Genomic DNA, 26,574 nt, shown 5'->3' on the forward strand with positions numbered 1-26,574 from the left:
AATTTGTCTTCCAAAGGCCACATGGAATCTCGCATGGTGTATATTCATCCTTCCAAGTGACATTTTATTCAGGCTCGATTTCATTTATTAAAGCTCAATTGGGTGATTTCATTTCTTATTCGGCCAAAATCTTGCTTATTTCGCAAGGCACTCTAGGCTTATGAATATACAAGAAAACATCTCCCTCAAGGCACACAACACGTTTGGAATTGCTAAAAATGCTCGATTTTTTGTCGCAGTAAAATCTATCGATGAGCTAAAAGAAGCTTTAAACTGGGCTAAATCACAGAAAATCAACTCATTGATTCTTGGTGGTGGAAGTAATGTGCTCCTTACACAAAATCAAGATGCTTTGGTAATCAAAATTGAAATTGATGGTATCAAAGTCATAAATGAGACAGAGGAGTTTTTCTTCGTAGAAGTAGGTGCAGGCGTGAATTGGCACCAATTTGTACTGGAAGCAATCGGAAATGACTGGGCTGGAATAGAGAATCTTTCTCTAATTCCAGGGACTGTGGGTGCATCACCCATGCAGAATATCGGTGCATACGGGGTAGAAATAAAAGATGTATTCGCCAGTTTGAAAGCCCTAAACAGAGATACTTTAGTAATGGAAGAATTCGATGCCGGGCAGTGCCTATTTGGCTATAGGGAAAGTGTTTTCAAACATGAACTGAAAGGCAAATATGTGATATGCTCAGTAGTTTTCAGACTGAAAAAAGCTCCTGAATTTCACACTGAATATGGGGCAATTAAAGAAACCCTTGAAGCTAATGGAGTAAAAGAACTCAGCCTAAAAACAATTTCAGATGCAGTGATCCACATCCGACAATCAAAGCTTCCAGATCCAAAAGAAATAGGAAATGCCGGTTCATTTTTCAAAAATCCAACAATCTCGTCTGACCAGTATCAAATCTTAAAAAGTGAGTATTCTTCCATTCCTGGTTACCCAAATGCTGAGGGCGTGAAAGTACCTGCAGCTTGGCTAATTGAGCAATGCGGATGGAAGGGGCGGCGGTTTGGAGAAATCGGCGTGCATGCCAAACAGCCTCTTGTGCTAGTGAATTATGGCGACGGTGATGGAAATGAAATTAAAAACTTAGCTGAAAAAATTCAGCAATCAGTTCTCGATAAATTTAACATTTCCATTCACCCGGAAGTCAATTTCCTTTAGACCAATTGATCGTTTACCTCCAGTGTCTTTTCATATTTATCTACCTGCACACCGAATTTTCTCAAGAAATCTACCCCTTCATCAGAACCAATTCCTTTGTATTCAGCATAGGAAAAGAGATAAATCACTCTTGAAATTCCCATAGAGAAAATGATTCTTGCACAGGCAAGGCATGGAGAAAGAGTCACAAAAAGTGTTGATCCATCCACTGCTGTATTATTTTTTACTGCGTAAAGGATTGCGTTCTGCTCCGCATGTAGAGCCAAAGAACAGCTGCCTTTGCTATCTGTGGCACAGCCATGATCAGGAAATTCCACATCACAATTGTGCGTGCCGGCGGGAGGGCCATTATAGCCTATGGAAATAATACGGGTGTCTTTGGTTAGAACAGCTCCCACATGCTTCTTGATACAATGGGAACGTTTGGCCAAATTGACAGCCAATTCCATAAAAATATCATCAAAATCAGGTCTAATCATTTCTTATACTTTGGGCAAAAGTAGCATTTGATATCGAAGACAAACAAAAATTCCCAAATAAAGGGAACAAGTTTTTCGTTAACCAGTAAATTCTAACTTTCTATTTCATTCCCCGTTTTTGAAGAAAAAGCTATAAACAATGAACCAATCACGCTCAAACTACTTCTTTACGCTCATTCTGTTATTAGCACTTAGCTCTTGCAGTTCTATTGAAATCTTCAAGGAAAACACTGAAATACCTGTAAGAAGGCCCTACAAGTCATTTGTGATCATCAATCAGGAAGTGGGGATGAGAGGCTTTTCCTCTCAGTTTATTGATCAACAAGTTCAAATACACTTGCAAGAAGCACTAGAAGCAGAAGGGTTGGTTTACGACAAAACCGAACCTGAGTTGGTTATTCGATACACTTCCAATGAAGACCTTAGAAAAAGAGAAAACACACAGACTTTCAATTCTTATCCGTTTTGGGGTTACCGAGTTTGGGATCCGTGGATGTATAATCCCTATTCCAACAACCGAAATAATACCAGCACGACTAATTATGAATTAGTGCAGGTAATTGTGGATTTCATAGACCAAAAGGAAGATAAATTACTAATGACTTTGACAGGTGTAACTGAAGTTAGCAGTGAGAAAACCAAAAGTAGAAGAGTATTGAAAACAACAGATAAAATCATAGAATATTTCCTTTATGAAATCAAGGAAAGCCAGTAATGTCCGTTGGTTTATTATTCATAAATGAGTGACAACATAAGCCAAAAAGCAAGCCTCAAATCCTAGAGTTGTTCTATTGCCCTCTTCATAATGGCTTTACAGCAGAATTAAAATATCTTTTTGGTCTTATTTGGCAAAATATTTGTAAAATATCAATTACCTAGTACTTTTGTATTAGATATATTGCATTTCAGCCTCTAATTTTTGCATTTGAATGTTAACCATTGTCTTAATAGATGACGACCCAATCAGTACTTTCATTACTGAAAAGCTTATTTCCAGGAATGTAAAAGAGCCATGTCAATTTTTCAAGTACCACAGTGCCAGAGCTGCTTTGCAAGAAATCTATTCTATTAAGCCCAATTACCTCTTCCTGGATATAAACATGCCAGAAATGACTGGATGGGATTTCTTGGATATCTTTAATTCTGACCAAAATGAAGCACAAATCTACATTTTGAGTAGTTCCGTGGACGAGAGAGACATTAATAAAGCTAGTGGTTACAGTATAGTGAAGGACTATTTCTCAAAACCCCTCATAAAAAAGTACATCAAATCGATTTTCAACTGACCCCAAAAATTTGGGGTATTTTTTTTTACCTATTGCTAGATTGTACATTTTGTAGCACTGCCAAACGATAATTTGAAAAAGTCTTCACAAAATTTTTTAATCATTCTGATATTAAATGTCCTAGCCTACTTTGAACTCAAACTTTCTCATTTCAAAAGTGAATAAAAACTATTGAAATAGAAGTCGCGTAAAAAAAGTTGAAAAAAATTATATCTGCAGTATTGTGCTACCTATTTTTTTACTTTAATTCGTAGGTTAAACTATTAAAAACCCCTATCTAAACTACTATGGAGGATTTTGAAGACGATTTAGAAGATGACGATAACTTCAATGATGATGAAGATTTCGGCAATGATTTCGAAGATGAATATGATCTCGAGGAAGAAAATGAGTTTGTCGATGACAACATCAAAGATTTCGATAATGACGATGATGCTGAGGAAGAAGAAGATTTCGATGATGATCAGTTCGATTAACTAGAATCCTTTGGTTAATTGGAGTTAAGAATTTATCTTCGAGCAATCTTTAGAAATTCAACAAATTGATCATGATATTACTTGACGTTTTTATTTCTCCGCTTGCTGGAGGAGCCCAAACCTTCCTTGTGATTGTGTGTGTACTAATCGGTCTTGGAGCCGGGATAACTGCAATAGATACACGAAGTTCCCTCAACAAGAAGAAAAAAGCAGATCACTAATAACCTATATCTTACTTAAAAGGAGGCTCACGCCTCCTTTTTTTATGTCTTTCAAAATGCCAAAAACACAGAATTTCGAAAATCACGCAAAGTATTACCCTCTGCATCACTTTTTCATAATGCCTATGGCTTTGCTTTTCTTGGGATGGACAGCAGCAAGGATGGACTTTAGCTCTTCCCAATCAATTTCTGAAAGCATATACTTAGGTTTGCTGGCGTTTCTAGTATTATTAATTTCTCTTCTCACTAGATTGTATGCTATCAAAAATCAGAACAGAATCATCAGATTGGAGATGAGACAGCGCTATTTCTACCTAACTGGCTCACCTTTTTACAAAAAAGAGAGCCAACTTACTTCAGCACAGATTATCGCTTTAAGATTTGCTGGTGACGATGAGATCTTGGAATTAATGGATAAATCAATAAAAGATAATTTAGTTCCAAAAGAGATCAAAAAAAGCATCAAGATCTGGAATGCTGATCATCATAGAGTATAATCATCACTAATTCAAAAGTCCAGAGAGAATTCTCTAGCAACCGAAGTGCGGAGATTTTCTCTTGACTTTTCTTTATACGCTGGTTTAGAGAAATCAAGATCAGGCAATTTCAATACTTGGTCGAATAACTCTACTCCAACTTCATTTCCAGACGTAATCAAGGTTATTTTTTTTGAGTGACTATGAGCTAATTTCAATAGTTCAAAACAAGCTTTCCCCTCAGCAGATTGGTTATCATATCTCCCTTCGCCTGTGATAATCCAGTCAGCCCATTTCACCCTTGCTTCTAGATTTACTTGTTCAAAAAAGTAATGTGATCCGAATTTGATTTCAGTTTCAAAAAATGCTGAAAGTCCAAGAGCTATTCCGCCAGCAGCACCAAAGCCCTGCTCATCCACAAATGTTTTCTTCTGCTTTCGAAAAAGCTGATTTACTACTGACTCACATACTAATTCGTAAGATTCGAACTGAGTCGGTAGAAGTCCTTTTTGAGGCCCAAATACAGGAATAGCCCCTCTATCCCCGAAAAACGGATTTTTCACATCACAGAGACATGAAAATCTAACTTTAGGGATACTTGGAGATTTTTGAATATGTCTGATTTTGGAAAGAAAATTTGGAGCAAACATAGTTAACTCTCTGCCATGATTATCTAAAAAATGAATACCCAGAGCTGCTAAAATCCCAATTCCCAAATCAACTGTTGCGCTTCCTCCAAGTCCAATAACTATTTCTTCAGCACCTAGTTTAATTGCATTCCGAATGAGTTGGCCTGTACCAAAACTAGAGGCGACAAAAGGGTTCTTTACCTCATTCCCTAATAATCCTACTCCGGAGGCAGCAGAAACGTCTACATAGGCCTTTCGGGAATGCTCATCCCATCCATAAGAACACAGAATAGGTCTCCCAAATGGATCAAGTGCCCATGCATGCTTTTTATCCAAGCCTAATATCTCAGTCAACAACTCGCACGTGCCATCTCCCCCGTCTGCTATTGGGAGTAAATCGGTGTTGAACTGGGGAAATTTACTGTTAGTAATATCCTGAATAATTTCTCCAGCTTCACGAGCGCTCATCGTGCCTTTAAAAGCGTTGGGAGAAATCAGGATATTCATGATTAAGTACTTTTCATTCTATGGAAATAATCCTTCATAGCTACTCTGACTTTCGGTGCCAAATAGATCGTGGAAATCATCGTCGGTACAGCCATGATCGCATACATCCCATCTACCAAACTAATCACAACTTCCAGCGATGCCACAGCTCCCACTACGATTGTGATCAAATAAAAATAATTGTAGTAATCAGCTCTTTTTGCACCAAAGAGATAACCAAAGCATTTGTGACCATAATAGGAATAGGTAAACATCGTGGACAACGCGAAAACCAATACAGCAATCATCAAAAGGTATCTCCCATAAAAAGGAAGTGCCATATCGAATGCAGCAAGGGTAAGTCTCACCCCATCCTTTTCGGTCGATTCCCACACGCCTGTCAGCATGATCACTAATGCAGTAAGAGTACAAACTACAATTGTGTCAATAAAAGGCCCAAGCATAGCGATCAAACCTTCTCGAATAGGCTCATTGTTTTTAGAAGCTCCATGAACCATCGGGGCGGTTCCAATACCAGCTTCATTAGAGAATGCAGCACGTCTAGCTCCTATGATTATCACAGCTCCTACTGCTCCACCTGCCATTGCTTCGCCTGTAAAAGCATCAGTAACGATTTTCAATAGCATATCAGGTACATCTCCTAAGTATTTGAAAACTATAATTATTACTGTGATGAAATAGAGTCCAACCATAAAAGGGACCATTTTTGACGCTACCGCAGCTATTCTTTTGATTCCTCCAAGAATCACGATCGCGACAATTATCATCATAGTTATACCGATAATCCATCTGGTCTTATCTCCCTCATCCAATCCTGCAGGTTCTAGGATTACAGTTCTTATTACAGCTGTCAATTGATTGGCTTGGAAAATTGCCAGTAACCCCAAAACACCAGCACTACAAAATATAATAGAGAGAAATTTCCACTTTTTCCCCATTCCTTCCTCTATGACATACATGGGGCCGCCTTGTATATTACCTTCGGAGTCTTTTCCCCGATACATTATTGCAAGGCTGCAGGTATAAAACTTCGTAGCCATTCCTACAAAAGCAGATACCCACATCCAAAAAATTGCGCCCGGACCACCCATATTTATAGCAATGGCAACACCACTTATATTTCCCAGTCCGACAGTCGCTGCAATAGCGGCTGATAACGCTTGGAATGATGTAATCTGACCTGGAGCAAAGGTATCATCATATTTACCTCGGAGTAATCCTACTGCATGGCCTATTTTGCGAAAGGGGACAAAGCCGGAATGAACCAAAAGAAGCATTCCTCCACCCATTAAGATGATAAGCATAGGAGTTCCCCAGATCCAGTTCGCAAAGGAAATAATGTATTCGCCCATTAAAGTTTTCTAGTTATAGTAATCAAGCTATTTGATCGGATGATTTTAAAATTAACATCCATATTAGTTTCATTTTAATCAAATTCAAAGAATATCCATTCCTAAAAAACAAAAAAACCCGGTCAAGGCCGGGTCTTTAATTTCATAAGTATTTTTTACCAATTGACTTTGGGTGATCGATAGAAACCTATTCCATTGATATCCCAGCGCTTACCTTGTTGAGCAATTCTCTTTTGGAAGTCTTCCCAGTTTCTTCGCTCGTTTGTAGACCAAGCTACTTCAGCTAGTGCTGCCAATCTAGGAAAAGCCATGTATTCAATATCAGCGCGGCTGGCAATTGTTTCAGTCCAAAGCGGCGCTTCAACTCCTAAAATATCAGATTTATTTATCCCGTCTGCGTAGGTCGCTGGATCCCAATTGTAAGCATCATCAAGTTCAATATATGCTGCCCAATGAAGTCCGAGTCTAGACGTAGAGTCATATTGCATGTCGAGATATGCACGCTTAGCTGGTGACATCAGGATCTGATTTCCTTGCTCCTTTGCCAGCTTCGCATTTTCTTCCAAGGCCCAAAATTGAGCTACGGTGCCCGGCAATAATTTCGCAGTGGCTACTTCATCCCAACCAATACTCTTTTTACCATACTTAGTTACAATTTCTTGCACTCTCTCTACAAAATAAATGTAATCATCTTTTTCTGTCACATGAGACTCATCGCCGCCAATGTGAATGTATGGACCAGGTGTAAGCTCAACAAGTTCTCTAATCACATCTTCTACAAAAGTGTAAGTGATTTCTTTATTGGTCGCAAACGTACTAAAACCTACTTCAATACCTGTGTAAAGCTCTGCCGGCTCCGGATTCTTGTCAAGGATATCAAAATCAATTTTTCCTTCGGTCATAGTAGCAAAATCACCATCTGGTAAATTCACACCCGGGTTCAGTTCTGCATAAGCTGCCAAAGCCGCATTGGTATGACCCGGCATATCTATCTCTGGCACTACGGTAATAAACCTGTCTGCTGCGTAGTCAACAATCTCAGAATATTCTTCTTGGGTATAAAATCCGCCTTCAGTTCCCCCTACTTCAGTTTTCCCACCGATCTCAGTCAGTTTTGGCCAGGATTTGATTTCAATTCTCCAACCCTGATCATCGGATAAATGAAGATGAAGGTAGTTGAATTTCAGGCTTCCCATCTGATCTATATAGTGTTTCACATCTTCCATACTGATAAAATGTCTAGCCACATCCAGCATTGCTCCTCTGTATGCAAACTCCGGCTCATCCTCAATTGTACCATTTGCAAGTACCCAATCCACATCCACTTTGGAAGTATTTTCAATCTCCACCGGAAATGCTTTAATAAGTGTCTGCATGCCGTAATAAAGTCCAGCTGCAGAAGTTGATGATATTTTCACCTGTTCACTTGTGATTTCAATACTATATTTCTCAGAAGCCTCTCCATCAGTCAACTCCAAAATCAGATCACCACTTCCTGAACTTACTGGAATATCATAGCCGGTAGCAGGTCGCAACTTATCAGCCAAATAATTCCCAACTCTTGTCAAATCCTCGCTAGTTCCCATCAATTGAATGGAAGAATCATCTCCTAACTCAAAAACTCCAGATGCAGAAGAAATAGCACTTGGGATAGGAATGATGCCTGCATCTTCAAGTCTATTTGAATCTGGAGATTGGCAGGAGCTACTAGATAATACTGCCAAAACAGCTAATGTCCATAGGGTATATTTCATAGAATAAAGGTTTGAGTAAACTTAATCTAATTTTTCTGATAAGCTTATTGACACTAATTGATTTTATACTAAAACACTTAAACAGGTATTAATTCAACAGTAATTAGAGATTCCTATTCAAATTTTATGAATGGGCTGAACATTATGACTTGTTTTTGATAATTTCCGATTTAAATGATCAGAAGTTGATCTGATTCAAGAAACTAGCGAAAAATATCAAAAACCCTCTTCAACATAATTATTAATCTAATGAAAAGTAAAGACTCAAGTTCTGGGAATTCCCGGAGAAAATTTCTGAAAGGATCGGCATTAGCTGCCGCCGGATTTTACATAGTCCCAAGAAATGTCTTAGGAGGACCAGGCTTCATAGCCCCAAGTGACAAACTTCGGGTAGCTAGTATTGGTGTGGGGGGAATGGGTGGAAGTGATGTACGTGGTATAACTCGAACAGAGAAAGCGGATTTCATAGCACTTTGTGATGTGGATGATTCGAGAGCTAAGGCAAGTCGAGAATTACATCCTAAGGCTAAATATTACAAGGATTTCCGCGAGATGCTGGAAAAGGAGGAAAAGAATATAGATGCAGTCACTGTTTCAACTCCCGATCATACACATGCAGTTGCAGCTATGGCAGCCATGAAAATGGGCAAACATGTCTATGTGCAAAAACCACTAGCTCATGATATCTATGAAGCAAGAATGCTTACTGAAGCAGCAAAGAAATATAAAGTAGTCACCCAAATGGGTAACCAAGGTTCTTCTGGAGATGGCGTTCGCCAAATGGTAGAATGGTATGATGCAGGTTTAATTGGTGAAGCTACTAAAGTATACTCTTGGACAGACAGGCCTGTTTGGCCACAGGGAATACAATGGCCATCAGAGCCAGTGACTCCTCCTACTGATTTGGATTGGGATCTTTGGTTAGGTACAGCACCGTACAAAGATTACGTAGGTAATTTGGTGCCATTTAACTGGAGAGGTTGGTGGGATTATGGAACTGGTGCGCTTGGTGATATGGCTTGCCATATTATGGAACCTCCTTTCCGAGTATTAGGCCTAGGTTATCCGAAATCTGCAGAATGCTCCGTAGGTTCTGTTTATGTAGGTGAATTTAAAAGAGGATATTTCCCTGAGAGTTGCCCCCCTTCTTCTCATATCACCTTGCGATTTGACAGACCAAGCAAAGAAGATCTTGAATTCCACTGGATGGATGGCGGTATTCAGCCAACTAGACCTGAGGAATTGGCTCCAAACGAGCAAATGGGTGATGGTGGTAACGGCGTGATTATCGAAGGAACTAAAGGCAAAATGATGTGCTCTACCTATGGGAAAAATCCTCAGCTACTTCCTACTTCCAAAACAAAAGATGCTAACGTACCTCAGACTCTATACCGGGTTCCAGGTGGTGATAGTGGACACTATAATAACTGGGTAGAAGCTTGTATCGCAGGCCATGGATCAGAGGAATACAAAAACTTGAGTTCGCCGTTCTCAATTGCCGGCCCACTTACCGAATCAGTTTTGATGGGTAATTTGGCTATCAGAAGCTATGATTATAGAACTCCAAAACCAGATAATGCAGCACAGTTTGACTATCCAGGAAGAGGAATTAAGCTGTTGTGGGATGGTAAGAAGATGGAGATTACAAATTTCGAAGCAGCCAATCAATTTGTGAGGCGGGATTATAGAGGCGACTATTCTCTTTAAATTCAAAACGGCTTTGAAATAATCTTTCAAAGCCGTTTTTTCTTATAGTCTATGTATAATTACTCCCAAGATAATCAAACTTGATGGTCAGATTCTGAGACTGAGACTGATCACTGTGTCTGATCACTTGTCATTTTACCCCCGGATTTTTTATTCTAGAAATACGGATTCTCTTTATCGTTCTACTTCTAGTTCTACCCTTCTATTTTTAGATCTACCAGCTTCAGTAGCATTGGAGGCAGACGGTCTAGTGCCTCCCCATCCTGATATCCTCAGGCTTTCAAATGGAACTCCTTGCTCGATCAAGAAATCTCTAACGCTTCCTGCTCTATCCAATGAAAGTGCTTTGTTCAAACTTGGGTCACCTGCACTATCTGTATGCCCATGAATTCTAAGTGTCATTGCAGGGTTTTTCAGGAGGAATTCAGCCAATTCTACCAATGAGGCTTTTGTATCTTCTCCTTCCAATTCTGCTGTAGCTCGTTTGAAATTCACATTATCCAATAAGATTATACTTCCGGATTCTGCTTTTGTCATCAATACCACAGTTGGTTCTCCAGTCTTTATTTCACTTAGCAAAATAGACTTAGGAAAATATCCTTCCGCATTTACCTTTATTTCTCTCACTTGCGAGTTTTCCAACTCAGACAATATAACCGAATCAGTTGCACTTTTGGAAACCAGATTGTCTCCAGCTTTCCAACCCAAAGAAAACGAAATCAAAGTCTTATTTTTTGCATCAACCACAAACCATGAAATAGGACTTTCTGCCTTTTCATCCACTTCCTCCGTCACTTTTACTTCAGGAAAACCAACCGTAGAAGCAGGGAAAATAGGAACGATTGCTACTGTTTTAGCATTTACATTATTCGGAGTCATGGGCTCAGGTTCTGCGGCCACAAACTCATCAGGAATCACAAGTGGCACAACCGTTTCGAAAGTCAATAAATCTGCAAAGCCGTCACTGTTCTGAGTACTTGTCCATACCACTTCTTCCTCATTGATAAAAGTAACCGAAACTTCAGATCCTGGAGAACTCACTTGTTTCCATATCACTGGCTTACTCCAATTGTTCCAACCATCTCCCATACGCTTGGCTATGAAAATATCTTTTCCTTCCGCACCTTCATGCATATTGGAAGAGAAATACAATTCTCCAGAATTCGCATCATAGAAAGGGCTCATCTCCTGTCCCATAGTGTTCACAGCAGAACCGATATTTACAGGTTTTGACCAGTCTATCGGCCCAACTTTCTCGCTCACATAGATATCTTCATTTCCTTTGGAATCTTTACCTTTTCCTGAAAGAAAAATTACTTTTCCACCTGAAGCTACTCGACCGGCTACTTGCCCTGAAAGACCATCCAATCCAGCCATCGATACCTGACGAAGAAAATTCCAGTCTGTCCCAAATTTGGAATATTGATAAATCCCGAAACGCTCACCACCGGTGTGATACATCAGGAGCGTAAGATAATCCTCTAGACCCAGAGAAAAATCATATCCATCCGTGCTTAGATCTGCTCGGTGAACAGCCTCCTGCCATTTGCCGGAATCATCTTTTTTTGTCATCCAGATATCACCTGGATCAGAGACTCCGCCTATATTATCAGGGTGAAAAGCGCGAGTAAAAAGTAATGTATTGTCACCAATCCACACAGGGTTCATATCATCCTGAGGACTATTGGCACCAGAAAGTGAAACTACTTTCTGAGCTTGGAGATTGAAGGAAAAGCAAAAAGCAAGTAGCATTACACCACTTGCTCTATGTAGTACGTTATTGAATTTTCTCATAATTTATTGATCTAGCACAATGGCAAATACCAATGGTGCTACTATCGTTGCATCAGACTCGATGATAAATTTCGGAGTATCGATTCCTAATTTGCCCCAGGTAATCTTTTCATTCGGAACAGCTCCAGAATACGAACCGTAAGAAGTGGTCGAGTCAGAAATTTGGCAGAAATACCCCCAAAGCGGTACATTTTCTCTTTGCAAATCCTGGTGCAACATCGGCACCACACATATAGGGAAGTCTCCTGCAATTCCCCCGCCAATTTGGAAAAATCCGATCGTACTTTCGTCTGTAGCGGTATTAGTATACCATTCTGCCAGGTAAATCATATATTCTATGCCAGTACGAACGGTATGCACATTTTTCACGTCTCCAGAAATCACGTGACTCGCATACATATTTCCCAAGGTAGAATCTTCCCAGCCTGGAACGATAATCGGAATATTCTTTTTGGCAGCTTCAAGTAACCAACTGTCTTTAGGATCAATCTGATAAGACTCTTCTAACTTGCCAGAAAGTAAGATTTTATAAAAGAACTCATGTGGAAAGAAAGCCTCTCCAGCTTGATCAGCCTTCATCCATTCTTCCAAAATCACATTTTCAATTCTTCGCATCGCTTCCATTTCCGGAATACAGGTGTCAGTGACACGGTTCATATGACGCTCTACCAAATCCTGCTCTTGCGCTGGAGTAAGCTCTCGGTAATTTGGAATACGCTCATAATAATCATGCGCAACCAAATTGAAAACGTCCTCTTCCAAATTAGCTCCAGTACACGTGATTATTTGAATCTTGTCCTGCCGGATCATCTCCGCCAGAGAAATACCCAACTCAGCGGTGGACATCGCGCCTGCTAGTGTGACCATCATTTTACCACCGTTATCCAGGTGGCTTTTATATCCTTCAGCTGCATCGATCAATGCAGCTGCATTGAAATGGCGATAATTATGCTTTAAAAATTCAGTGATTTTCATTCTGTAAATTTTCGTTAATGCTTCAAAATTACCCAATTTTTTCCCACAAAAAAACCCAGCCTAAGCTAGGTTAGAATATTTGAAAATGTATCTCAGCTTATTTTGCTGTATCTGCCGGAGCAGCAGTGTATTCTTTATTTATTCCTTCAATTACTGTTGAAGTGAGGTCGATTGCATCATTTGCATACCAAACTGCTCCACCTCTAGTGTAGCTCAAGATCACGTCAATATCGTTGCTTTCAGCATAAGTTTTAAGGTATTTTTGCACTTTATCGTAAACTTCGCTGTAAAGCGCAGCCTCGTCAGCAGATAATTCTTGCATCAAATTATCACGGTAAGTCATTAGGTTCTGTTCCTTTTTACTCAATTCTTCCTGCTTAGCTCTTTGCTGATTCACTGTCATGTTACCGCCGGATTGCTGGAAATTTTGAACTTCTTGTTGGAATCCGCTAGCTCTACCCTGCAGATCACCTTCGAATTTCTTTCCTTTTTCAGTAAGCTGTTCAGACTTTGATTTGAAGTAATCATACTTGTTGATTACGCTATCTGTAAAAACAAAAGCAACATTCAAATCGCCTTGTTTAACTTCTTTAGCGGAGCTTTCGCCAGTAGTTGTAGAAGTTCCAGCATTATCGCAGCCGTATAAAAGCATTGTAGCAAGGCTCAATGCACCGATTAGTTTTAATCCTCTTTTCACTTTGTTGATGTTATTGATTACAAGGGCGCAAATATAAAGAAAGTATTGATTTTACAAGAATTGAATTATGATCTTGGACAAATTTGCTTTTCATTAATTAGAAATAAAGATCTTGAGCCAATCTATAGACCTGTGTATGAGCTTCAACTATTTTGGCTACGTTCGGCGAATATCCTCCTCCCATACAGCATATGATTGGCACTTTGAGCGATTTAGCTATTCCCAGCACAAAAGCATCACGGTTTTTCACCCCTTCTATACTCATCGCCAATCTTCCCAATTTATCACTTTTCAGGACATCCACACCGCATTGATAAATGATAAAATCAGGTGAAAAATCTTTCAGAATTATTTCAAGCTGCGAATGAAGAATCTTCAAATAGACTTCGTCGCCTGTCCCATCTGGTACAGCATAGTCCAAATCAGAAACTTCCTTGCGCATGGGATAGTTCTTTTCTCCATGCATGCTGAATGTGAAAACATCCGGTTTACCTGCAAATATACTTGCAGTTCCATTACCCTGATGAACGTCCAAATCTATCACAAGGACTTTATTTGATAATTTATTTTCAATCAGATAATTAGCCGTAACAGCAATATCATTTAATAAGCAAAAGCCTTCTCCTCTATCCGCATATGCATGATGCGTACCACCGGCGATATTCATTGCTATCCCGTGTTGCAAAGCATAGACAGCTGCTTGGACAGAACCATTTAATATGGTGATTTCCCGATCCACCAATTCTTTGGACAGCGGAAATCCTGTAGCTCGAACTTCAGATTTGGATAAAGACAAATGCCTGAGCTTTGTCCAATATTCCTTCGTGTGGGTATTCAAAATCCACTTTTCATCAAGTGGTTTTGGCTCGAAGAAATTATCCTCTTTTACTATATCTTCATATAGCAATTGGCCTGGAAGCAACTCATATTTCTCCATTGGAAATCTATGGTTCTCTGGCAGCGGATGTTTATAAATAGGTGAAAAGGCAATTTTTAGCATAAAAAAACGCTTGTGTTCAGCAAGCGTCATTATCTTGGTCTAACTCAACTATGATCAATCTTCGATATCTTCTTCTTCAGATTGAAATGCATACATGGTATCATCAAGCTTCAAAGTGTCATCGTTAAATTCCTCGATAAACTTCGCGATCACTTGCTCATCGATATGATCCACATTAAGGCTCGCATCTACACCGATTCCATAGTCATGATGTGTATCTACATCTACAAATTCCTGCACTTTTATGCTCTCATCCTCTTCTATCTCCATAATGATCTCGGTAATAAACCAACCGATCTCTTCCTCCTCACTAGTCAACGGCTTCAAATTACCATTTTCATCTTCTTCGTAGGATATACTTTTGAAATTAGGAAATTTCTGAGCTGCTCTATGCTCAGCAAGCTCGTACACTTCACTAGCATGATGTAACCTGAGGGTGTAAAGCGCAGCATCATATATTACTTCCTTGCCTTGATACATTCCTATAAAATAGAAATTTACAAACTCGTCAGCGTTTTCTTCATCGGGTAATATTTTGAAGGTTTTTTTGAGCTCCCCTAACTCTTCCTTTAGCTCTTCGATGACCAGTGGGTCAAAACCTGGATTTGAAATTGACATAGGTAAAATATTTTAAGTGATTAGCAATCCAATAGTACTAAATCCTATAGTAATATGTTATCAAAATCTAATGGAATTTAATTAATTACACAAAATTTAATAAAGAAATTGTTAAAAAATTGAGTATTTCTAAGGAGTATAAAACCTAAAAATTCAGAAAGAACTAGAACTATCAACTTAAAATAAAAACTTCAAAGCCACCTTTTTACATTTTTTACTTTTAACAGGTTTTAATATTTGGAATAACCGAAGGAAGAGGTAAAAAAAATATTATCGACATAATTATTTCCCATTGCTGCCAATTCTTTGAAAAATCTATTCCCAAAATAACAATTGATTACCAGTTTGTTACCTCATATTTAGTCAGTCAGCTTGGTTCAAATTGTTGCCAAAAAGTGAATTGATTACGCTTAGTACGATAGCAAACAGTATTGCCCACCAAAAACCATCAACCTGAAAGCCTGGGATAATCCGATCTGCCAGCATGATCATCAGCGCATTAATTACAAGTAAAAATAGCCCAAGCGTAACTACTGTAATTGGCAGCGTTAAAATGACTAAGATCGGTTTTAATGTAATATTGATCAAAATGATGACCGCAGCAAGTATAAATCCAGTGATCACAGTGTCTATATGAATCCCTGGCAGCAGAAACTCTGCTATGAGTACAGCTACCCCTCCCAATAGAATTTTCACTATAAAGTTCAATGGTTTATTTGTCTTTTTCATAGAAATAAAAATACGGCTTTAGCTTAACTTTTCTCAAAACCTGATAAATATCATCTCATAAAAATGGAATGGTTCAGACATGAAATTCGTTACTTGATTTACGTTGCCATATATTTGTAAATTAATCATAAATCCTACGCCGAGTGATAATCATCCTTTTCTTCTTGCTGCATTGGTATTTCTCCTTGTTCTGCCAAAGCTTCTTCCTGCACAGGTACGCTGCACATCAGATGTTCTACATGAATAAGTATTGGGAAAAATTCTTCTACTTTTTCACATGGATGTGGCAAGGTAGTTCCTACCTCTCTCCTAGAGCCTACGCTATTCTGCACAGAATGCACCATGCCTACAGCGATACGCCAAAGGATCCGCATAGTCCTCATCATACGGAGAACTTGTTCACCATGATGTGGAAGACAAAAAACATCTATAATGAATACTTTGCTTTTCGCCTGAAGCCTGAGGAAAGGTTCTCTAAAGGCATTCCTGATTGGAACAAGTTTGATAGATTTGCTGACACCATGCTCGTAAGAGTAAGTTGGGGATTATTGTATGTAGCCATCTATGTACTTTGTATCTCTGTTTTTGATTTGCCAGGTACGCATTGGTGGATGTATTTCTTGCTTCCAATTCACTTCCTTATGGGGCCAGTGCATGGAGCTATTGTGAACTGGAGTGGGCATAAGTACGGATATGCCAACTTTGACAATAATGATCACTCAAAAAATAGTCTTATGCTTGACGTTTTGATGCTTGGGGAATTGTTTCAAAATAATCATCACAAACTACCAAACAGACCTAATTTCGCGGTGAAATGGTATGAGTTTGATCCCACCTATCCCATCGTCAAGCTACTTCACTTGACACGAATAATAAAACTAAGACCCGCATAATTTTAATGGCCTCAATTGAGGCCATTTTTATTGAAATTGACATATCACTATACAAACGACACATATCATTAGATAAAAAAATATTAAAAGTAAAGGTGGTTTTTTTTGCAATTGTGAAACTAAACGAATAATTTTCTTGTAATTAAAACTTAACGCCTTACTTATGAAACCATTAACAAGAGCAGAAGAAGAGATTATGCAAATCCTCTGGGATATCGAACGAGGGTTCGTTAAAGATATCCTAACCCCTATGACCGATCCAAAGCCAGCATATAACACTGTCTCAACGATAGTTAGGATATTGGAGCGCAAGGGATTTGTAAGTCACAAGTCTTACGGCAAGAGCCATGAGTACTTCCCGATTGTATCGAAAGATGAATATCGTTCTTTCATTATTAAGAAAATGCTAGACGGCTATTTCGAAAATTCCTTCGGAAAACTTACAGACTTTTTTAAAAGTGATGAAACACTGAATACAAAATCGTTTCAGTAATCATTCTTGAAGAAATGAGTTAGTCATAAAAAAACCTGGAATAAATTCCAGGTTTTTTTATGACTAATCTTCTCAATCTACATCGTTTAATAATTCTTCCACAGCCTTTTCGAGCTGTTGGTCAGTGCCCCGGTCGATTTTACCTGGCATATTTTTCACAAGAAACTCAGGCCTAGTCTCGTTGTTTTCCAACCATTCTCCAGCCTTATTTTTAGCAGATATTGGAACTGCTCCCCATCGTGATCCATCTGGCAGTGCTTCCCAACCTGCAAATGAGCAAGTGCCCGGTGTAGGCATCCCTACCGTCTTACCAATTTTCAGATCTGTATATCCACAGGCAAAACAATGTCCATCGGAGTAATTAGCTTCGTTGAACATAGCTAAAGTTGGCTTAGTCCAACGTGAGGTAGGCTCATATCCTACAGATCGAGCCTCAGTAGCATAGGTCAGGAACTTTTCGCCCGTAAAAAACATCGCCAAATCAGCGACTAAATCACCACCTCCATTGAATCTGGTATCTACTATCACAGCCTCACGATCATGATATTTACCCATCATTTCTTCATAAACATTCCGGTAAGGGCCGTCGCTCATGCCAGGGATATGCACATAGCCAAGTTTTCCATCAGATAAGCTATCTACTTCAGCTTGATTGATTTTCACCCATCGCTTATATAGCAATTGATTTTCCGCTCTGAGCGATATAGGTTTTATTGTAAGCTGCTTTCTCTCCTTCGATTCAGGATTTACTATTTCGAGTAGAGTAAACGTTTCAGCTTTTCGATTGAGAAACTTGGCAATATCAGTCTCAGCAGTAAGTGCTATACCATCTATTTTCTCGATGATCATCCCTTTTTTGATATCCAAATCTGCCTTATCCAAAGGCCCACCTTGTATGACTTCGGTGATTTTGATGCCGCTGCCATCATAATCGAAATCCCAAAATACTCCCAAAGCAGCCGTAGCATCTGCCATATCAATAGAGCGAGAATACCTTGATCCGGCATGTGACACATTCAATTCGCCGATCATCTCTGAGATCATCTCAGAAAACTCATAACTATTACCTATAGATGGAAGGTATTTTTCATAATCTACTTTGGCTGAATCCCAATCAACTCCATGCATGTCAGGTGTGTAGAAAATGCCTTTTGTACGTAACCATACGTGCTCAAACATATACGCCATCTCTGCTTCTTTGTCATAAGTCATTTCTCCAGAAATTTTGATAGCCTCTTTTTTCATTCCATCCGGATTGATCTTGGAGATAGTACCATTGCTAAGTAGGTACAGATTCTTTTGTTCCTTGTCCCAAGCCAAATTTGCAGAATTAGCATCAAGGCTTATTTCTTGTTTGGTTTCCTTTGTTCTGAGGTTTGTACTCCAGAGATTCATTCCTTTCTCGAATGCTGCTAAATAGTAGAGTTTCTCTCCGTCCTTGGACAAAACTGCATCTCCAAGAGAAGATGAGTGTATGGTCAATCTAGCTTTACGCTCTTCTATTCCTTCCCACTCAAACTTCAAATCTTCAACTTTCTTGTCTTTCTCCTTATCCTTTTCGTCCTTCGATTCATCTTCCTTCTCTTCCTTTTTATTTGCTTTTTCGATCTCTTTCACCAAATCAAAGTCCTCTTTTGATAATGAGAATTTATCCCATGCAGTCTCGTCAAAAAAGAGTGTATAGACGTCATTCTGACTTTGCCCGCTAGTGGCATAGCTACGCAAACCATCTCTGTTGGAAAACCAAAGCATTTGTTTGCCCTCGTTCACCCACATCGCATTATCATCTCCATAACCGCTTTTCGTTAAGTTCTTCATCTTCTCTTTACCCGAGGCATCCAAAAGAACTACCTCTGAATTTGCCATCGTAGGCCGATAAGTAGCCAAAAGCCACTTGCTATCTGGTGCCCAAGTGAAATACTGATCCCCGTCGCGCATGTGAAAGAGTTCATCAGGAGTCATCAGCGTCACGCTTGTTTTGGTATTCAAATCAAGAACTTTCAAGGTTCTTCTTCCTTCCACAAAAGCTAGCTTTTTTCCATCGGGAGAAAACTTCGGCAGATATGCCTCTTCCTCCAAACTTACCAATGGCTTTTCTTTAAGTAGCGTGGAAGCAAAGAAAAACGGCTCCTCTGATCTGACTTTTGTACTCTGATATATTTGCCATTTCCCATCTCTTTCACTCGCATAAACTAGTGATTTTCCATCAGGAGCAAATTCCACAAATCGCTCCTGCTCTGGAGTATTCGTGATTCTTTTGGTCAAAGAACCATCCACAGAAGTCACAAAAACTTCTCCCCTCGCCACAAAAGCGATCTCTTTGCCGTCTGGAGAAATAGACATTTCTCTCACGCCACCATTGATAGCGATATAATTATCAGAATTAGCAATCGCCTGTGTCTGAAGTGTAACCTCAAGCTTATTCGGAGTTTCACCTTTGCGCAGCGTATAGAGCTCACCGTCATATCCAAAACTCATCAGCCCATCATCAGAAATGGTAAGAAACCGAACAGGAAAATTCTCAAGTGATGTAAGAGCCTCCGTTTGAGCTGGATTTGAAGCATTCATAGCAAAGACATTGAAGCTTCCATTGGTCTCACTGAGGTAGTAGATCTCGGATTCATCAGGAGAAAAGACCGGATTTCTATCTTCACCATAAAAAGTTGTCAGCATCTTATGCGCATTGGTTTTAGCATCATAGATCCAAATATCGCGGGCAATACCAGACTCATGATGCTTTCGCCATTCATTTTCTCCCCCCTTTTTATCATGATAGATCATCTTGCTTCCATCCTTGCTGATTGTCACATATTCGGCAGGAATCGTGAAGATTTGATCTACCCTTCCTCCTTTTCGAGGAACGGAATAAAGCTCTGGCTGAGAGCCAGTAGGATATTGCCTGTGGGCTGCTATATCCATTCTTTGTGTCCCAAAAATCACCGATTGATCATCGGCTGAGAATTCAAAAGGTTGCTCGTCATTGGAATGGAATGTTAATCTCGTTGCCGCTCCACCATCCGGACTCATTGTAAATATGTCAAAGTTCCCGTAGCGATCAGACGCGAATGCAATCGACTTCCCATCTCGGCTCCACACAGCCTGATAATCATGTGCTTCATGGAAAGTAATCTGTCGTGCAGCGCCACCGGTACTAGCTACCAAATACAGATCTCCTTTATATGTGAAAACTACCTGACTCCCATCTGGAGAAATAGCGGGATAACGCATCCAATTAGGCGCATCCAGAGCGAATGTGATATTGCCAAGCAGACAACTAAGAAGAATTGTGAAAATCTTAAGTATTTTATTCATAGTGTTCAAATTTATTTTTGAAAGTAATCAAAATTGTAATTTCTATTTACTCACATTTTTTGATCGGTACTTTTCGGCGTAAATGAGATTAAAAAGCTCTAATGGATTAAAGCTTTCCTTCATTCCTTAGGCAGACAAGACTATATTTGCACCTCCAAAAATCAACGCATTAGATGAATTCATTTATAGAAGAATTACGCTGGAGAGGCATGCTTCAGGATATGACTCCGGAAATCGAAGAACACCTGACTAAAGGAATGGCTTCGGCCTATCTAGGCTTCGACCCTACGGCGGATTCCTTACACATAGGTCACTTGGTGGGAGTGATGACGCTTTTACACTTCCAACGTGCTGGTCACAAGCCATTTGCATTAGTTGGCGGTGCCACTGGGATGATCGGAGATCCTTCCTTCAAATCCACGGAGAGAAATCTCTTGGATAAAAACACTCTCGATCATAATGTGGCTTGCATACAAGGACAGCTTTCGAAGTTTTTGGATTTTTCCGGCTCTACTTCTAATAAAGCTGAGCTCGTAAACAATTATGATTGGATGTCAGAATTCAGCTTTTTGGATTTCATTCGCGATATAGGCAAGCATATCACCGTGAACTATATGATGTCTAAAGACTCTGTGAAAAGACGTCTGGAGGATGGACATGGACTTTCTTTCACAGAATTCACATATCAGCTGATCCAAGGCTATGATTTTTACCATTTGTGGAAAAATAAAAACTGCTCCATTCAGCTGGGTGGATCAGATCAATGGGGAAATATAGTAACCGGTACGGAATTGATCAGAAAAATGGGCGGAGGAAGCGCCTATGCTTTGACGGTGCCTTTGATCACTAAAGCTGACGGAACTAAGTTCGGCAAAACCGAAGGTGGTTCTGTGTGGCTGGATCCTGAGAAAACTTCTCCTTACGCTTTCTACCAATTTTGGCTGAATGTATCTGACGGAGATGCTTCAAAATACATTCGCATTTTCACAATTTTGGATCAAGAAACCATCGAAAAACTAGAAACTGAGCATGCAGAAGCACCTCACCTTCGCATATTGCAAAAGGAAATAGCAAAGCAAATCACCATCATGGTTCATGGAAATTCTGATTATGAGATGGCTGTGAAGGCTTCAGAAATATTGTTTGGCAAGTCTTCAACTGAGGACTTGGCAGCATTGGACGAGCGTACTTTCCTACAGGTTTTCGAAGGAGTCCCTCAAGTTCAGGTTAGTCCGGAGGAATATTCAGGATTAACCTCAATTTTGGATCTCTTTGGAGACATCACGCAGGGTGTTGTTTTTGCTTCAAAAGGAGAAGCCAGAAAAATGATCCTAGGTGGTGGAGTGAGCATAAACAAAGAAAAACTAACCGATCCAACTGCTTCCATAAATTTGACTCTTCTTCAGGATAAGTATTTACTTGTGCAAAAAGGCAAGAAAAATTATTGCATCGTGGAAGTGACGTAACTACATGATACTCACTCAAAAAAAGGCGTTAGGGATTTACTAAAGCCTTTTTTTTATGCATTTCAGCTAAATTTAACCTGAGTGAAAGCCTGTTTTTGACCCAAGTTTAATATCTTTGAATTCTATTTTTAGAAAAAGAATCAAACCCCATGGCAGGAGAGAAAAATAAAGAAAAACTCATTTTAGACTCAGCAGTTTCACTTTTCACTTCCAAAGGCTATTTAGCCACCAGAATGGAAGATGTGGCCAAATCAGCAGGAATCAGTAAAGGCCTCACCTATTTTTATTTCAAGAATAAGGAAGACCTTTTCATGGCTTTGACCAAAAAAGCCTTCGACCAATTCAAGGATGAGTTCAGGGACGTGTACAGATCCAAAGGAAAATCAGGATTGGAAATGCTCTCGGATCTTATGGTGAAAATCGTAGCCTTTGCGAAAGCAAATCAAGTCTATTACGATGCTATTCTTAATTTTCTGGATCTCCTCAAGAAATATAATAACCCAGAAACACGCAAGCTAATTGATCCAAAAACGATGGAGTCTGTACATTTCCAAAAACTTTTGGAAATTCATCACGAGCCCGCCAAAATCGGTAGTATGATGGTCAGTCAAGGTATCAAAGACGGAAGTATTCGAGCGGAACTACAGCCAGAAATCACGTTTTACACCGTCTGGAGCATGATCATAGGCTATGAGAAAATGCTTGGACCTATTGATTACGAAGGCAAAGATCTTAAAATCCACCCAGAAAACTGGGAGCCAGGATTCCTTCGACTGATGCAGGAAATGCTAAAAGGCACTATCCAAGCAACCAAGAAGACTACGGTACAAGGAAGTTTATTCTAACAGAAATGGAATGGTAACAAACAAGAAAGGCTGTCGATGGACAGCCTTTCTTGTTTACAACCTATAATATAAGGAAGGTTAATTCACCTCTCCCATCATTTTTTTGATCATTGGTCTTAAGATGAACAATAGCGCTGCAGAACCAAACACAGTATAAATAATCATCATATACTGATCCGGCATTTGCGCCAATGCTTCTTCAGTCCCGCCACTGGCTTCACCAGCGATCAGACCTGCAAATAGATTCCCCAAGGCAATTGATAAGAACCAGATCCCCATCATTTGACCTCCATAACCTTGAGGAGCTAATTTGGTCACCAAACTCAATCCCACTGGAGACAAACTCAACTCACCGAAAGTATGAAGCATATAGGTAACCAGAAGCCAAGTAGGTGCAGCCAAATCACCGGACGCTGCTATCTTGGTAGCGAAATACATGACAAAAAAACCAACGCCTAAAAGCAGAAGACCAAAAGTGAATTTCAAAGGAGAACTCGGCTCTAGATTTCTTCTACCTAACCATACCCAGAGTGCTCCAAAAATAGGCGCAAAAATTATAATAAATAAGGAATTTACAGATTGAAAATAACTGGTAGGAATCTCCCAACCGAGGATGGTTCTGTCTGTAAATCTATCTGCAAAAAGATTCAAGGTGGATCCTGCCTGCTCAAATCCAGACCAAAACATTGCCGAGAAAAGGAATAAAATAGCGATTACGCCTACTTTGTTTTTATCTGATTTATTTAGCCCGCCAAATGCGATCACGTAGCCTAAGTATCCAAAAGCAACAATAGCAATTACAGTCCCTGATGCTCCAGCGATCGCTGAAGCGTCTACTGGCACTACTCCCATCAAAAGAATCCCAATCACTGCAACTAACACGATTCCCAAATAGGTCACTACAGATTTCAGCTTTTTCTGACTTGAAAGCTCCTTCGGGGTTTCCACCACAGGTGGATCACCAAGTCCTTCTAGAAGTCCTGCAGACAATTTGTATTGAATAAGTCCAAAGACCATCCCTAGACCAGCAAGACCAAAGCCCAAGTGCATGTCATAAGTTGCCAGCGTACCACAAGCAATCGGTGCTATAAAACCACCGATGTTTATCCCCATGTAGAAAATAGAAAAACCAGCATCTCTCTTTGTGCTTCCTTTTGGATAAAGCTGTCCTACAATTGAGCTAATATTTGGTTTCAAAAGCCCCGTACCAACTACAATTAAAATCAATCCAAGAAAAAAGGAAGTGGTATCAAGCGTACTTAACTCAGGTTTAATAGAATGATCTCCCGAAATCAAAGCCATTATTCCAGGAAGAGCCATGGTAAAGTGACCAATTGCGATAATAATCCCACCATACCAAACAGACTTTTTCAATCCAAAAAGCCTATCGGCAAGCCAGCCGCCTGGCAAAGCCAGCAGATAAACTCCCATCGTATATAAACCATAAATAGCTCCGGAGGTCTGGTCATCAAAACCTAAACCGCCTTCTGCAATAGCCATGGTCATAAAAAGAATGAGTAATGCCCGCATGCCATAATAGCTGAATCGTTCCCACATTTCTGTAAAAAAGAGAGTCATCAGGCCTTTTGGATGGCCAAAAATAGTAGGGCCAATAAATTCAGGAATAAGTTGTTTTTCCAAGGATAGTTTTATTTGGGTGAAGTAAATTTTACAATGATAAACCTTTTTAGGGCTTGTTTCCAAAGTTAAAGCATCTCAATTAAAACGGCATACCCAATTATTACACCGTTGGAAAAGTGTACTATTAGCATCTCTTTTGAAGAAGGAATGAACTTCCAAATAAACAATTGTTTTAGTAACGCAATCGATTGTAATTAAAAATAAAGCGCTTTTTATTGCTTAATGTAGAAGGGATTTTAGTAGTTTTGTGAAGACAATTTTTAGATTGTAAACCCAAATATTTATGCAGGAACTAGATCTGGCAACCCAGACTTCTCCTCTGGCTTTTCTCAGCTCTACAGCTTTCAGAAAAGTTCACTCCAATCTTCCACCAGCCGAGCTGGTGGAAATTGCTTTAGCTCGAAAAGAAGGAAAACTCACTTCTACTGGTGCTTTGATGGCTGATACCGGCAAATTCACCGGGAGATCGCCAAAAGACCGTTACATCGTACTAGACGATAAAACTAGAGACTCCGTCTGGTGGGGAGAAATCAACATTCCTTTTGACTCTGATAAATTCAATTTGCTATTGGAGAAAATGAAAGTATTTCTAGCCGACAAAGAGCTTTTCGTCAGAGATGCTTATGCTGGAGCAGATGAGAATCACAGACTCAATTTGAAGGTGATTAACACCAAAGCATGGCACAACCTCTTTTGCCATAACATGTTTCTGAGGCCATCTGAATCTGAATTGAAAGACTTCAAGCATGACTTTACTATCATCTGTGCACCGGAATTTAAAGCTGATCCTGAAACTGACGGAACCAAAAATTCAAATTTTGCAATCATCAATCTTACCGAACGAATCGTTTTGATCGGAGGAACTGGCTATGCTGGTGAGATTAAAAAAGGCATTTTTTCAGTATTAAATTTCATACTTCCTCATGATAGAAATGTGCTTTCTATGCATTGCTCGGCTAATGTCGGATCAAATGGAGATAGCGCTATTTTCTTTGGCCTTTCAGGCACGGGAAAGACCACCCTTTCTGCTGATCCAAATAGAAGTCTCATCGGAGACGACGAACATGGCTGGACTGAAGATGGAGTATTTAACTTCGAAGGTGGGTGCTATGCTAAAGTCATAGACCTAAGTAGAGAAAAAGAACCCGAAATCTGGGATGCGATCAGGTTTGGATCAATAGTAGAAAACACACGATTCAAAGGAAACTCTAGAGAGGTAGATTATACGAATAAATCTGTAACCGAAAATACCAGAACCGCCTACCCTATTGATTTTATTCCAAACGCGCTAAATCCATCCAAAGCAGGAATTCCAAAGAACATTTTTTTCCTGACAGCAGATGCTTTTGGCGTAATACCTCCCATCTCTAAATTGAATAAAAGTCAGGCTATGTACCATTTCATTTCTGGCTACACTGCAAAAGTTGCAGGTACTGAAATGGGTATTATCGAGCCAAAATTGACATTTTCAGCCTGTTTTGGCGCAGCTTTTCTTCCTCTTCATCCGACTAAGTATGCTTCATTATTTGGTGAAAAAATGGAGAAATACGATACAAATGTATGGTTAATCAACACAGGCTGGACTGGTGGGCCTTACGGAGTAGGCTCTAGAATGAAGTTGACTTATACCAGAGCGATGATTGCTGCAGCCCTAGATGGGAAATTAGATCATGTGGAATATAGAAAGCATCAGGTTTTTGGTATAGATATACCTCAGGAATGTCCAAATGTACCATCAGAGATACTTAATCCTAGAGTTACATGGAAGGACGTAGATGCTTATGATAGACAAGCTTCTGAACTTGCAGCTGCATTTAAGTCCAATTTTGAGAAATTCAAGGACTTTGCAACAGAAGATATCCTAAAAGGAGCTCCACTCTAATCCTAAATAAAACTTCTTCTTTACAGGTAAGCTGCCTTGTTTTGAAATTTTATTAACTGTTGATTAGTAATGAATTAAAAAATATAGTAGGCATGAAATGCTTTTTTAGTTACTTGGAAAGGATTTCTATGGAAACAAATAAGAATTCTGATTTATTTCTAATCTATA

Annotated in this window: 24 protein-coding genes; 12 read left to right on the plus strand and 12 right to left on the minus strand. The window is 39.5% G+C overall.

Annotated elements, in window-relative coordinates:
• Window positions 1–160: 160 nt before the first annotated feature.
• The gene (gene murB, locus BVH04_RS05285) at window positions 161–1,174 is read left to right on the plus strand and encodes a UDP-N-acetylmuramate dehydrogenase (RefSeq protein WP_086540293.1); all 1,014 of its coding nucleotides are present in this window, start codon (window positions 161–163) and stop codon (window positions 1,172–1,174) included.
• On the opposite strand, the gene BVH04_RS05290 is transcribed toward murB, so the two are convergent.
• On the minus strand, window positions 1,171–1,653 hold the full coding sequence (locus BVH04_RS05290; RefSeq protein WP_086540294.1) for a deoxycytidylate deaminase: 483 nt from the start codon (window positions 1,651–1,653) through the stop codon (window positions 1,171–1,173). The genes murB and BVH04_RS05290 overlap by 4 nt on opposite strands.
• A 139-nt stretch (window positions 1,654–1,792) precedes the next feature.
• Here BVH04_RS05290 and BVH04_RS05295 point away from each other — a divergent pair, with 139 nt between their 5' ends.
• The 5 genes from BVH04_RS05295 (at window position 1,793) to BVH04_RS05310 (ending at window position 4,133) form a co-directional block, all read left to right on the plus strand.
• Window positions 1,793–2,368, plus strand: coding sequence for a DUF4136 domain-containing protein (locus BVH04_RS05295; protein WP_086540295.1), 576 nt, complete (start codon window positions 1,793–1,795; stop codon window positions 2,366–2,368).
• Between the two features lie 214 nt (window positions 2,369–2,582).
• On the plus strand, window positions 2,583–2,939 hold the full coding sequence (locus BVH04_RS05300; RefSeq protein WP_086540296.1) for a response regulator: 357 nt from the start codon (window positions 2,583–2,585) through the stop codon (window positions 2,937–2,939).
• A 287-nt stretch (window positions 2,940–3,226) separates the two neighbouring features.
• Window positions 3,227–3,415, plus strand: a complete 189-nt coding sequence (locus BVH04_RS05305) for a hypothetical protein (RefSeq protein WP_086540297.1) — start codon at window positions 3,227–3,229, stop codon at window positions 3,413–3,415.
• A gap of 71 nt (window positions 3,416–3,486) precedes the next feature.
• The gene (locus tag BVH04_RS25375; RefSeq protein ID WP_169714362.1) at window positions 3,487–3,636 is read left to right on the plus strand and encodes a hypothetical protein; all 150 of its coding nucleotides are present in this window, start codon (window positions 3,487–3,489) and stop codon (window positions 3,634–3,636) included.
• 56 nt (window positions 3,637–3,692) lie between these two features.
• Window positions 3,693–4,133 (plus strand): DUF6526 family protein, encoded by a 441-nt coding sequence (locus tag BVH04_RS05310; protein WP_086540462.1) that lies wholly within the window; start codon window positions 3,693–3,695, stop codon window positions 4,131–4,133.
• A gap of 11 nt (window positions 4,134–4,144) precedes the next feature.
• On the opposite strand, the gene BVH04_RS05315 is transcribed toward BVH04_RS05310, so the two are convergent.
• The 3 genes from BVH04_RS05315 to BVH04_RS05325 all read right to left on the minus strand — a co-directional run bounded on the left by BVH04_RS05315 (window position 4,145) and on the right by BVH04_RS05325 (window position 8,354).
• Window positions 4,145–5,248 (minus strand): glycerate kinase, encoded by a 1,104-nt coding sequence (locus tag BVH04_RS05315; protein ID WP_086540298.1) that lies wholly within the window; start codon window positions 5,246–5,248, stop codon window positions 4,145–4,147.
• A 2-nt stretch (window positions 5,249–5,250) separates the two neighbouring features.
• The gene (locus BVH04_RS05320; RefSeq protein ID WP_086540299.1) at window positions 5,251–6,600 is read right to left on the minus strand and encodes an alanine/glycine:cation symporter family protein; all 1,350 of its coding nucleotides are present in this window, start codon (window positions 6,598–6,600) and stop codon (window positions 5,251–5,253) included.
• 155 nt (window positions 6,601–6,755) lie between these two features.
• Complete coding sequence (locus BVH04_RS05325) at window positions 6,756–8,354, minus strand: family 20 glycosylhydrolase (protein ID WP_086540300.1); 1,599 nt, start codon at window positions 8,352–8,354, stop codon at window positions 6,756–6,758.
• A gap of 249 nt (window positions 8,355–8,603) precedes the next feature.
• Here BVH04_RS05325 and BVH04_RS05330 point away from each other — a divergent pair, with 249 nt between their 5' ends.
• On the plus strand, window positions 8,604–10,061 hold the full coding sequence (locus BVH04_RS05330) for a Gfo/Idh/MocA family protein (RefSeq protein WP_086540301.1): 1,458 nt from the start codon (window positions 8,604–8,606) through the stop codon (window positions 10,059–10,061).
• A 174-nt stretch (window positions 10,062–10,235) separates the two neighbouring features.
• On the opposite strand, the gene BVH04_RS05335 is transcribed toward BVH04_RS05330, so the two are convergent.
• The 6 genes from BVH04_RS05335 to BVH04_RS05360 all read right to left on the minus strand — a co-directional run bounded on the left by BVH04_RS05335 (window position 10,236) and on the right by BVH04_RS05360 (window position 15,874).
• The gene (locus BVH04_RS05335; RefSeq protein WP_086540302.1) at window positions 10,236–11,855 is read right to left on the minus strand and encodes an OmpA family protein; all 1,620 of its coding nucleotides are present in this window, start codon (window positions 11,853–11,855) and stop codon (window positions 10,236–10,238) included.
• Window positions 11,856–11,858: 3 nt separating this feature from the next.
• Window positions 11,859–12,830, minus strand: a complete 972-nt coding sequence (locus BVH04_RS05340; RefSeq protein WP_086540303.1) for a deoxyhypusine synthase family protein — start codon at window positions 12,828–12,830, stop codon at window positions 11,859–11,861.
• Between the two features lie 97 nt (window positions 12,831–12,927).
• On the minus strand, window positions 12,928–13,527 hold the full coding sequence (locus BVH04_RS05345) for an OmpH family outer membrane protein (RefSeq protein WP_169714363.1): 600 nt from the start codon (window positions 13,525–13,527) through the stop codon (window positions 12,928–12,930).
• Window positions 13,528–13,624: 97 nt separating this feature from the next.
• Window positions 13,625–14,527: a histone deacetylase family protein gene (locus tag BVH04_RS05350; protein ID WP_086540465.1), complete on the minus strand. Its 903-nt coding sequence runs from the start codon at window positions 14,525–14,527 to the stop codon at window positions 13,625–13,627.
• Window positions 14,528–14,581: 54 nt separating this feature from the next.
• Window positions 14,582–15,145 (minus strand): hypothetical protein, encoded by a 564-nt coding sequence (locus BVH04_RS05355; protein WP_086540304.1) that lies wholly within the window; start codon window positions 15,143–15,145, stop codon window positions 14,582–14,584.
• A 363-nt stretch (window positions 15,146–15,508) separates the two neighbouring features.
• On the minus strand, window positions 15,509–15,874 hold the full coding sequence (locus BVH04_RS05360; protein WP_086540305.1) for a phage holin family protein: 366 nt from the start codon (window positions 15,872–15,874) through the stop codon (window positions 15,509–15,511).
• Window positions 15,875–16,017: 143 nt separating this feature from the next.
• On the opposite strand from BVH04_RS05360, the gene BVH04_RS05365 reads away from it, so the two are divergent.
• Complete coding sequence (locus BVH04_RS05365; RefSeq protein ID WP_086540306.1) at window positions 16,018–16,767, plus strand: acyl-CoA desaturase; 750 nt, start codon at window positions 16,018–16,020, stop codon at window positions 16,765–16,767.
• A gap of 163 nt (window positions 16,768–16,930) precedes the next feature.
• Window positions 16,931–17,260, plus strand: coding sequence for a BlaI/MecI/CopY family transcriptional regulator (locus BVH04_RS05370; RefSeq protein WP_086540307.1), 330 nt, complete (start codon window positions 16,931–16,933; stop codon window positions 17,258–17,260).
• A 72-nt stretch (window positions 17,261–17,332) separates the two neighbouring features.
• Here the strand turns inward: BVH04_RS05370 and BVH04_RS05375 are convergent, their stop codons facing one another.
• Entirely contained in the window at window positions 17,333–20,572 is a 3,240-nt protein-coding gene (locus tag BVH04_RS05375; RefSeq protein WP_086540308.1) for a S41 family peptidase, read from the minus strand.
• A gap of 173 nt (window positions 20,573–20,745) precedes the next feature.
• Here BVH04_RS05375 and tyrS point away from each other — a divergent pair, with 173 nt between their 5' ends.
• Window positions 20,746–22,038, plus strand: a complete 1,293-nt coding sequence (gene tyrS / locus BVH04_RS05380; RefSeq protein WP_086540309.1) for a tyrosine--tRNA ligase — start codon at window positions 20,746–20,748, stop codon at window positions 22,036–22,038.
• Window positions 22,039–22,187: 149 nt separating this feature from the next.
• The gene (locus tag BVH04_RS05385; protein WP_086540310.1) at window positions 22,188–22,883 is read left to right on the plus strand and encodes a TetR/AcrR family transcriptional regulator; all 696 of its coding nucleotides are present in this window, start codon (window positions 22,188–22,190) and stop codon (window positions 22,881–22,883) included.
• Between the two features lie 78 nt (window positions 22,884–22,961).
• On the opposite strand, the gene BVH04_RS05390 is transcribed toward BVH04_RS05385, so the two are convergent.
• Window positions 22,962–24,461 (minus strand): peptide MFS transporter, encoded by a 1,500-nt coding sequence (locus BVH04_RS05390; RefSeq protein WP_394335224.1) that lies wholly within the window; start codon window positions 24,459–24,461, stop codon window positions 22,962–22,964.
• Between the two features lie 346 nt (window positions 24,462–24,807).
• Between BVH04_RS05390 and pckA the strand changes: the two genes are divergently transcribed.
• Window positions 24,808–26,406 carry a phosphoenolpyruvate carboxykinase (ATP) gene (gene pckA, locus BVH04_RS05395; RefSeq protein WP_086540312.1) on the plus strand — a complete coding sequence of 533 codons (1,599 nt, stop codon included), beginning with the start codon at window positions 24,808–24,810 and terminating at the stop codon, window positions 26,404–26,406.
• Window positions 26,407–26,574 lie beyond the last annotated feature (168 nt).

The organism is Algoriphagus antarcticus, assembly GCF_002150685.1.
GTDB classification, from domain to species: Bacteria; Bacteroidota; Bacteroidia; order Cytophagales; family Cyclobacteriaceae; genus Algoriphagus; species Algoriphagus antarcticus.

Coding starts and splice junctions, on each gene's coding strand:
- murB (WP_086540293.1), top strand. CDS start 161: ATGAATATACAAGAAAACATCTCCCTCAAGGCACACAACACGTTTGGA.
- BVH04_RS05290 (WP_086540294.1), bottom strand. CDS start 1,653: ATGATTAGACCTGATTTTGATGATATTTTTATGGAATTGGCTGTCAAT.
- BVH04_RS05295 (WP_086540295.1), top strand. CDS start 1,793: ATGAACCAATCACGCTCAAACTACTTCTTTACGCTCATTCTGTTATTA.
- BVH04_RS05300 (WP_086540296.1), top strand. CDS start 2,583: ATGTTAACCATTGTCTTAATAGATGACGACCCAATCAGTACTTTCATT.
- BVH04_RS05305 (WP_086540297.1), top strand. CDS start 3,227: ATGGAGGATTTTGAAGACGATTTAGAAGATGACGATAACTTCAATGAT.
- BVH04_RS25375 (WP_169714362.1), top strand. CDS start 3,487: ATGATATTACTTGACGTTTTTATTTCTCCGCTTGCTGGAGGAGCCCAA.
- BVH04_RS05310 (WP_086540462.1), top strand. CDS start 3,693: ATGCCAAAAACACAGAATTTCGAAAATCACGCAAAGTATTACCCTCTG.
- BVH04_RS05315 (WP_086540298.1), bottom strand. CDS start 5,248: ATGAATATCCTGATTTCTCCCAACGCTTTTAAAGGCACGATGAGCGCT.
- BVH04_RS05320 (WP_086540299.1), bottom strand. CDS start 6,600: ATGGGCGAATACATTATTTCCTTTGCGAACTGGATCTGGGGAACTCCT.
- BVH04_RS05325 (WP_086540300.1), bottom strand. CDS start 8,354: ATGAAATATACCCTATGGACATTAGCTGTTTTGGCAGTATTATCTAGT.
- BVH04_RS05330 (WP_086540301.1), top strand. CDS start 8,604: ATGAAAAGTAAAGACTCAAGTTCTGGGAATTCCCGGAGAAAATTTCTG.
- BVH04_RS05335 (WP_086540302.1), bottom strand. CDS start 11,855: ATGAGAAAATTCAATAACGTACTACATAGAGCAAGTGGTGTAATGCTA.
- BVH04_RS05340 (WP_086540303.1), bottom strand. CDS start 12,830: ATGAAAATCACTGAATTTTTAAAGCATAATTATCGCCATTTCAATGCA.
- BVH04_RS05350 (WP_086540465.1), bottom strand. CDS start 14,527: ATGCTAAAAATTGCCTTTTCACCTATTTATAAACATCCGCTGCCAGAG.
- BVH04_RS05355 (WP_086540304.1), bottom strand. CDS start 15,145: ATGTCAATTTCAAATCCAGGTTTTGACCCACTGGTCATCGAAGAGCTA.
- BVH04_RS05360 (WP_086540305.1), bottom strand. CDS start 15,874: ATGAAAAAGACAAATAAACCATTGAACTTTATAGTGAAAATTCTATTG.
- BVH04_RS05370 (WP_086540307.1), top strand. CDS start 16,931: ATGAAACCATTAACAAGAGCAGAAGAAGAGATTATGCAAATCCTCTGG.
- BVH04_RS05375 (WP_086540308.1), bottom strand. CDS start 20,572: ATGAATAAAATACTTAAGATTTTCACAATTCTTCTTAGTTGTCTGCTT.
- tyrS (WP_086540309.1), top strand. CDS start 20,746: ATGAATTCATTTATAGAAGAATTACGCTGGAGAGGCATGCTTCAGGAT.
- BVH04_RS05385 (WP_086540310.1), top strand. CDS start 22,188: ATGGCAGGAGAGAAAAATAAAGAAAAACTCATTTTAGACTCAGCAGTT.
- BVH04_RS05390 (WP_394335224.1), bottom strand. CDS start 24,461: ATGACTCTCTTTTTTACAGAAATGTGGGAACGATTCAGCTATTATGGC.
- pckA (WP_086540312.1), top strand. CDS start 24,808: ATGCAGGAACTAGATCTGGCAACCCAGACTTCTCCTCTGGCTTTTCTC.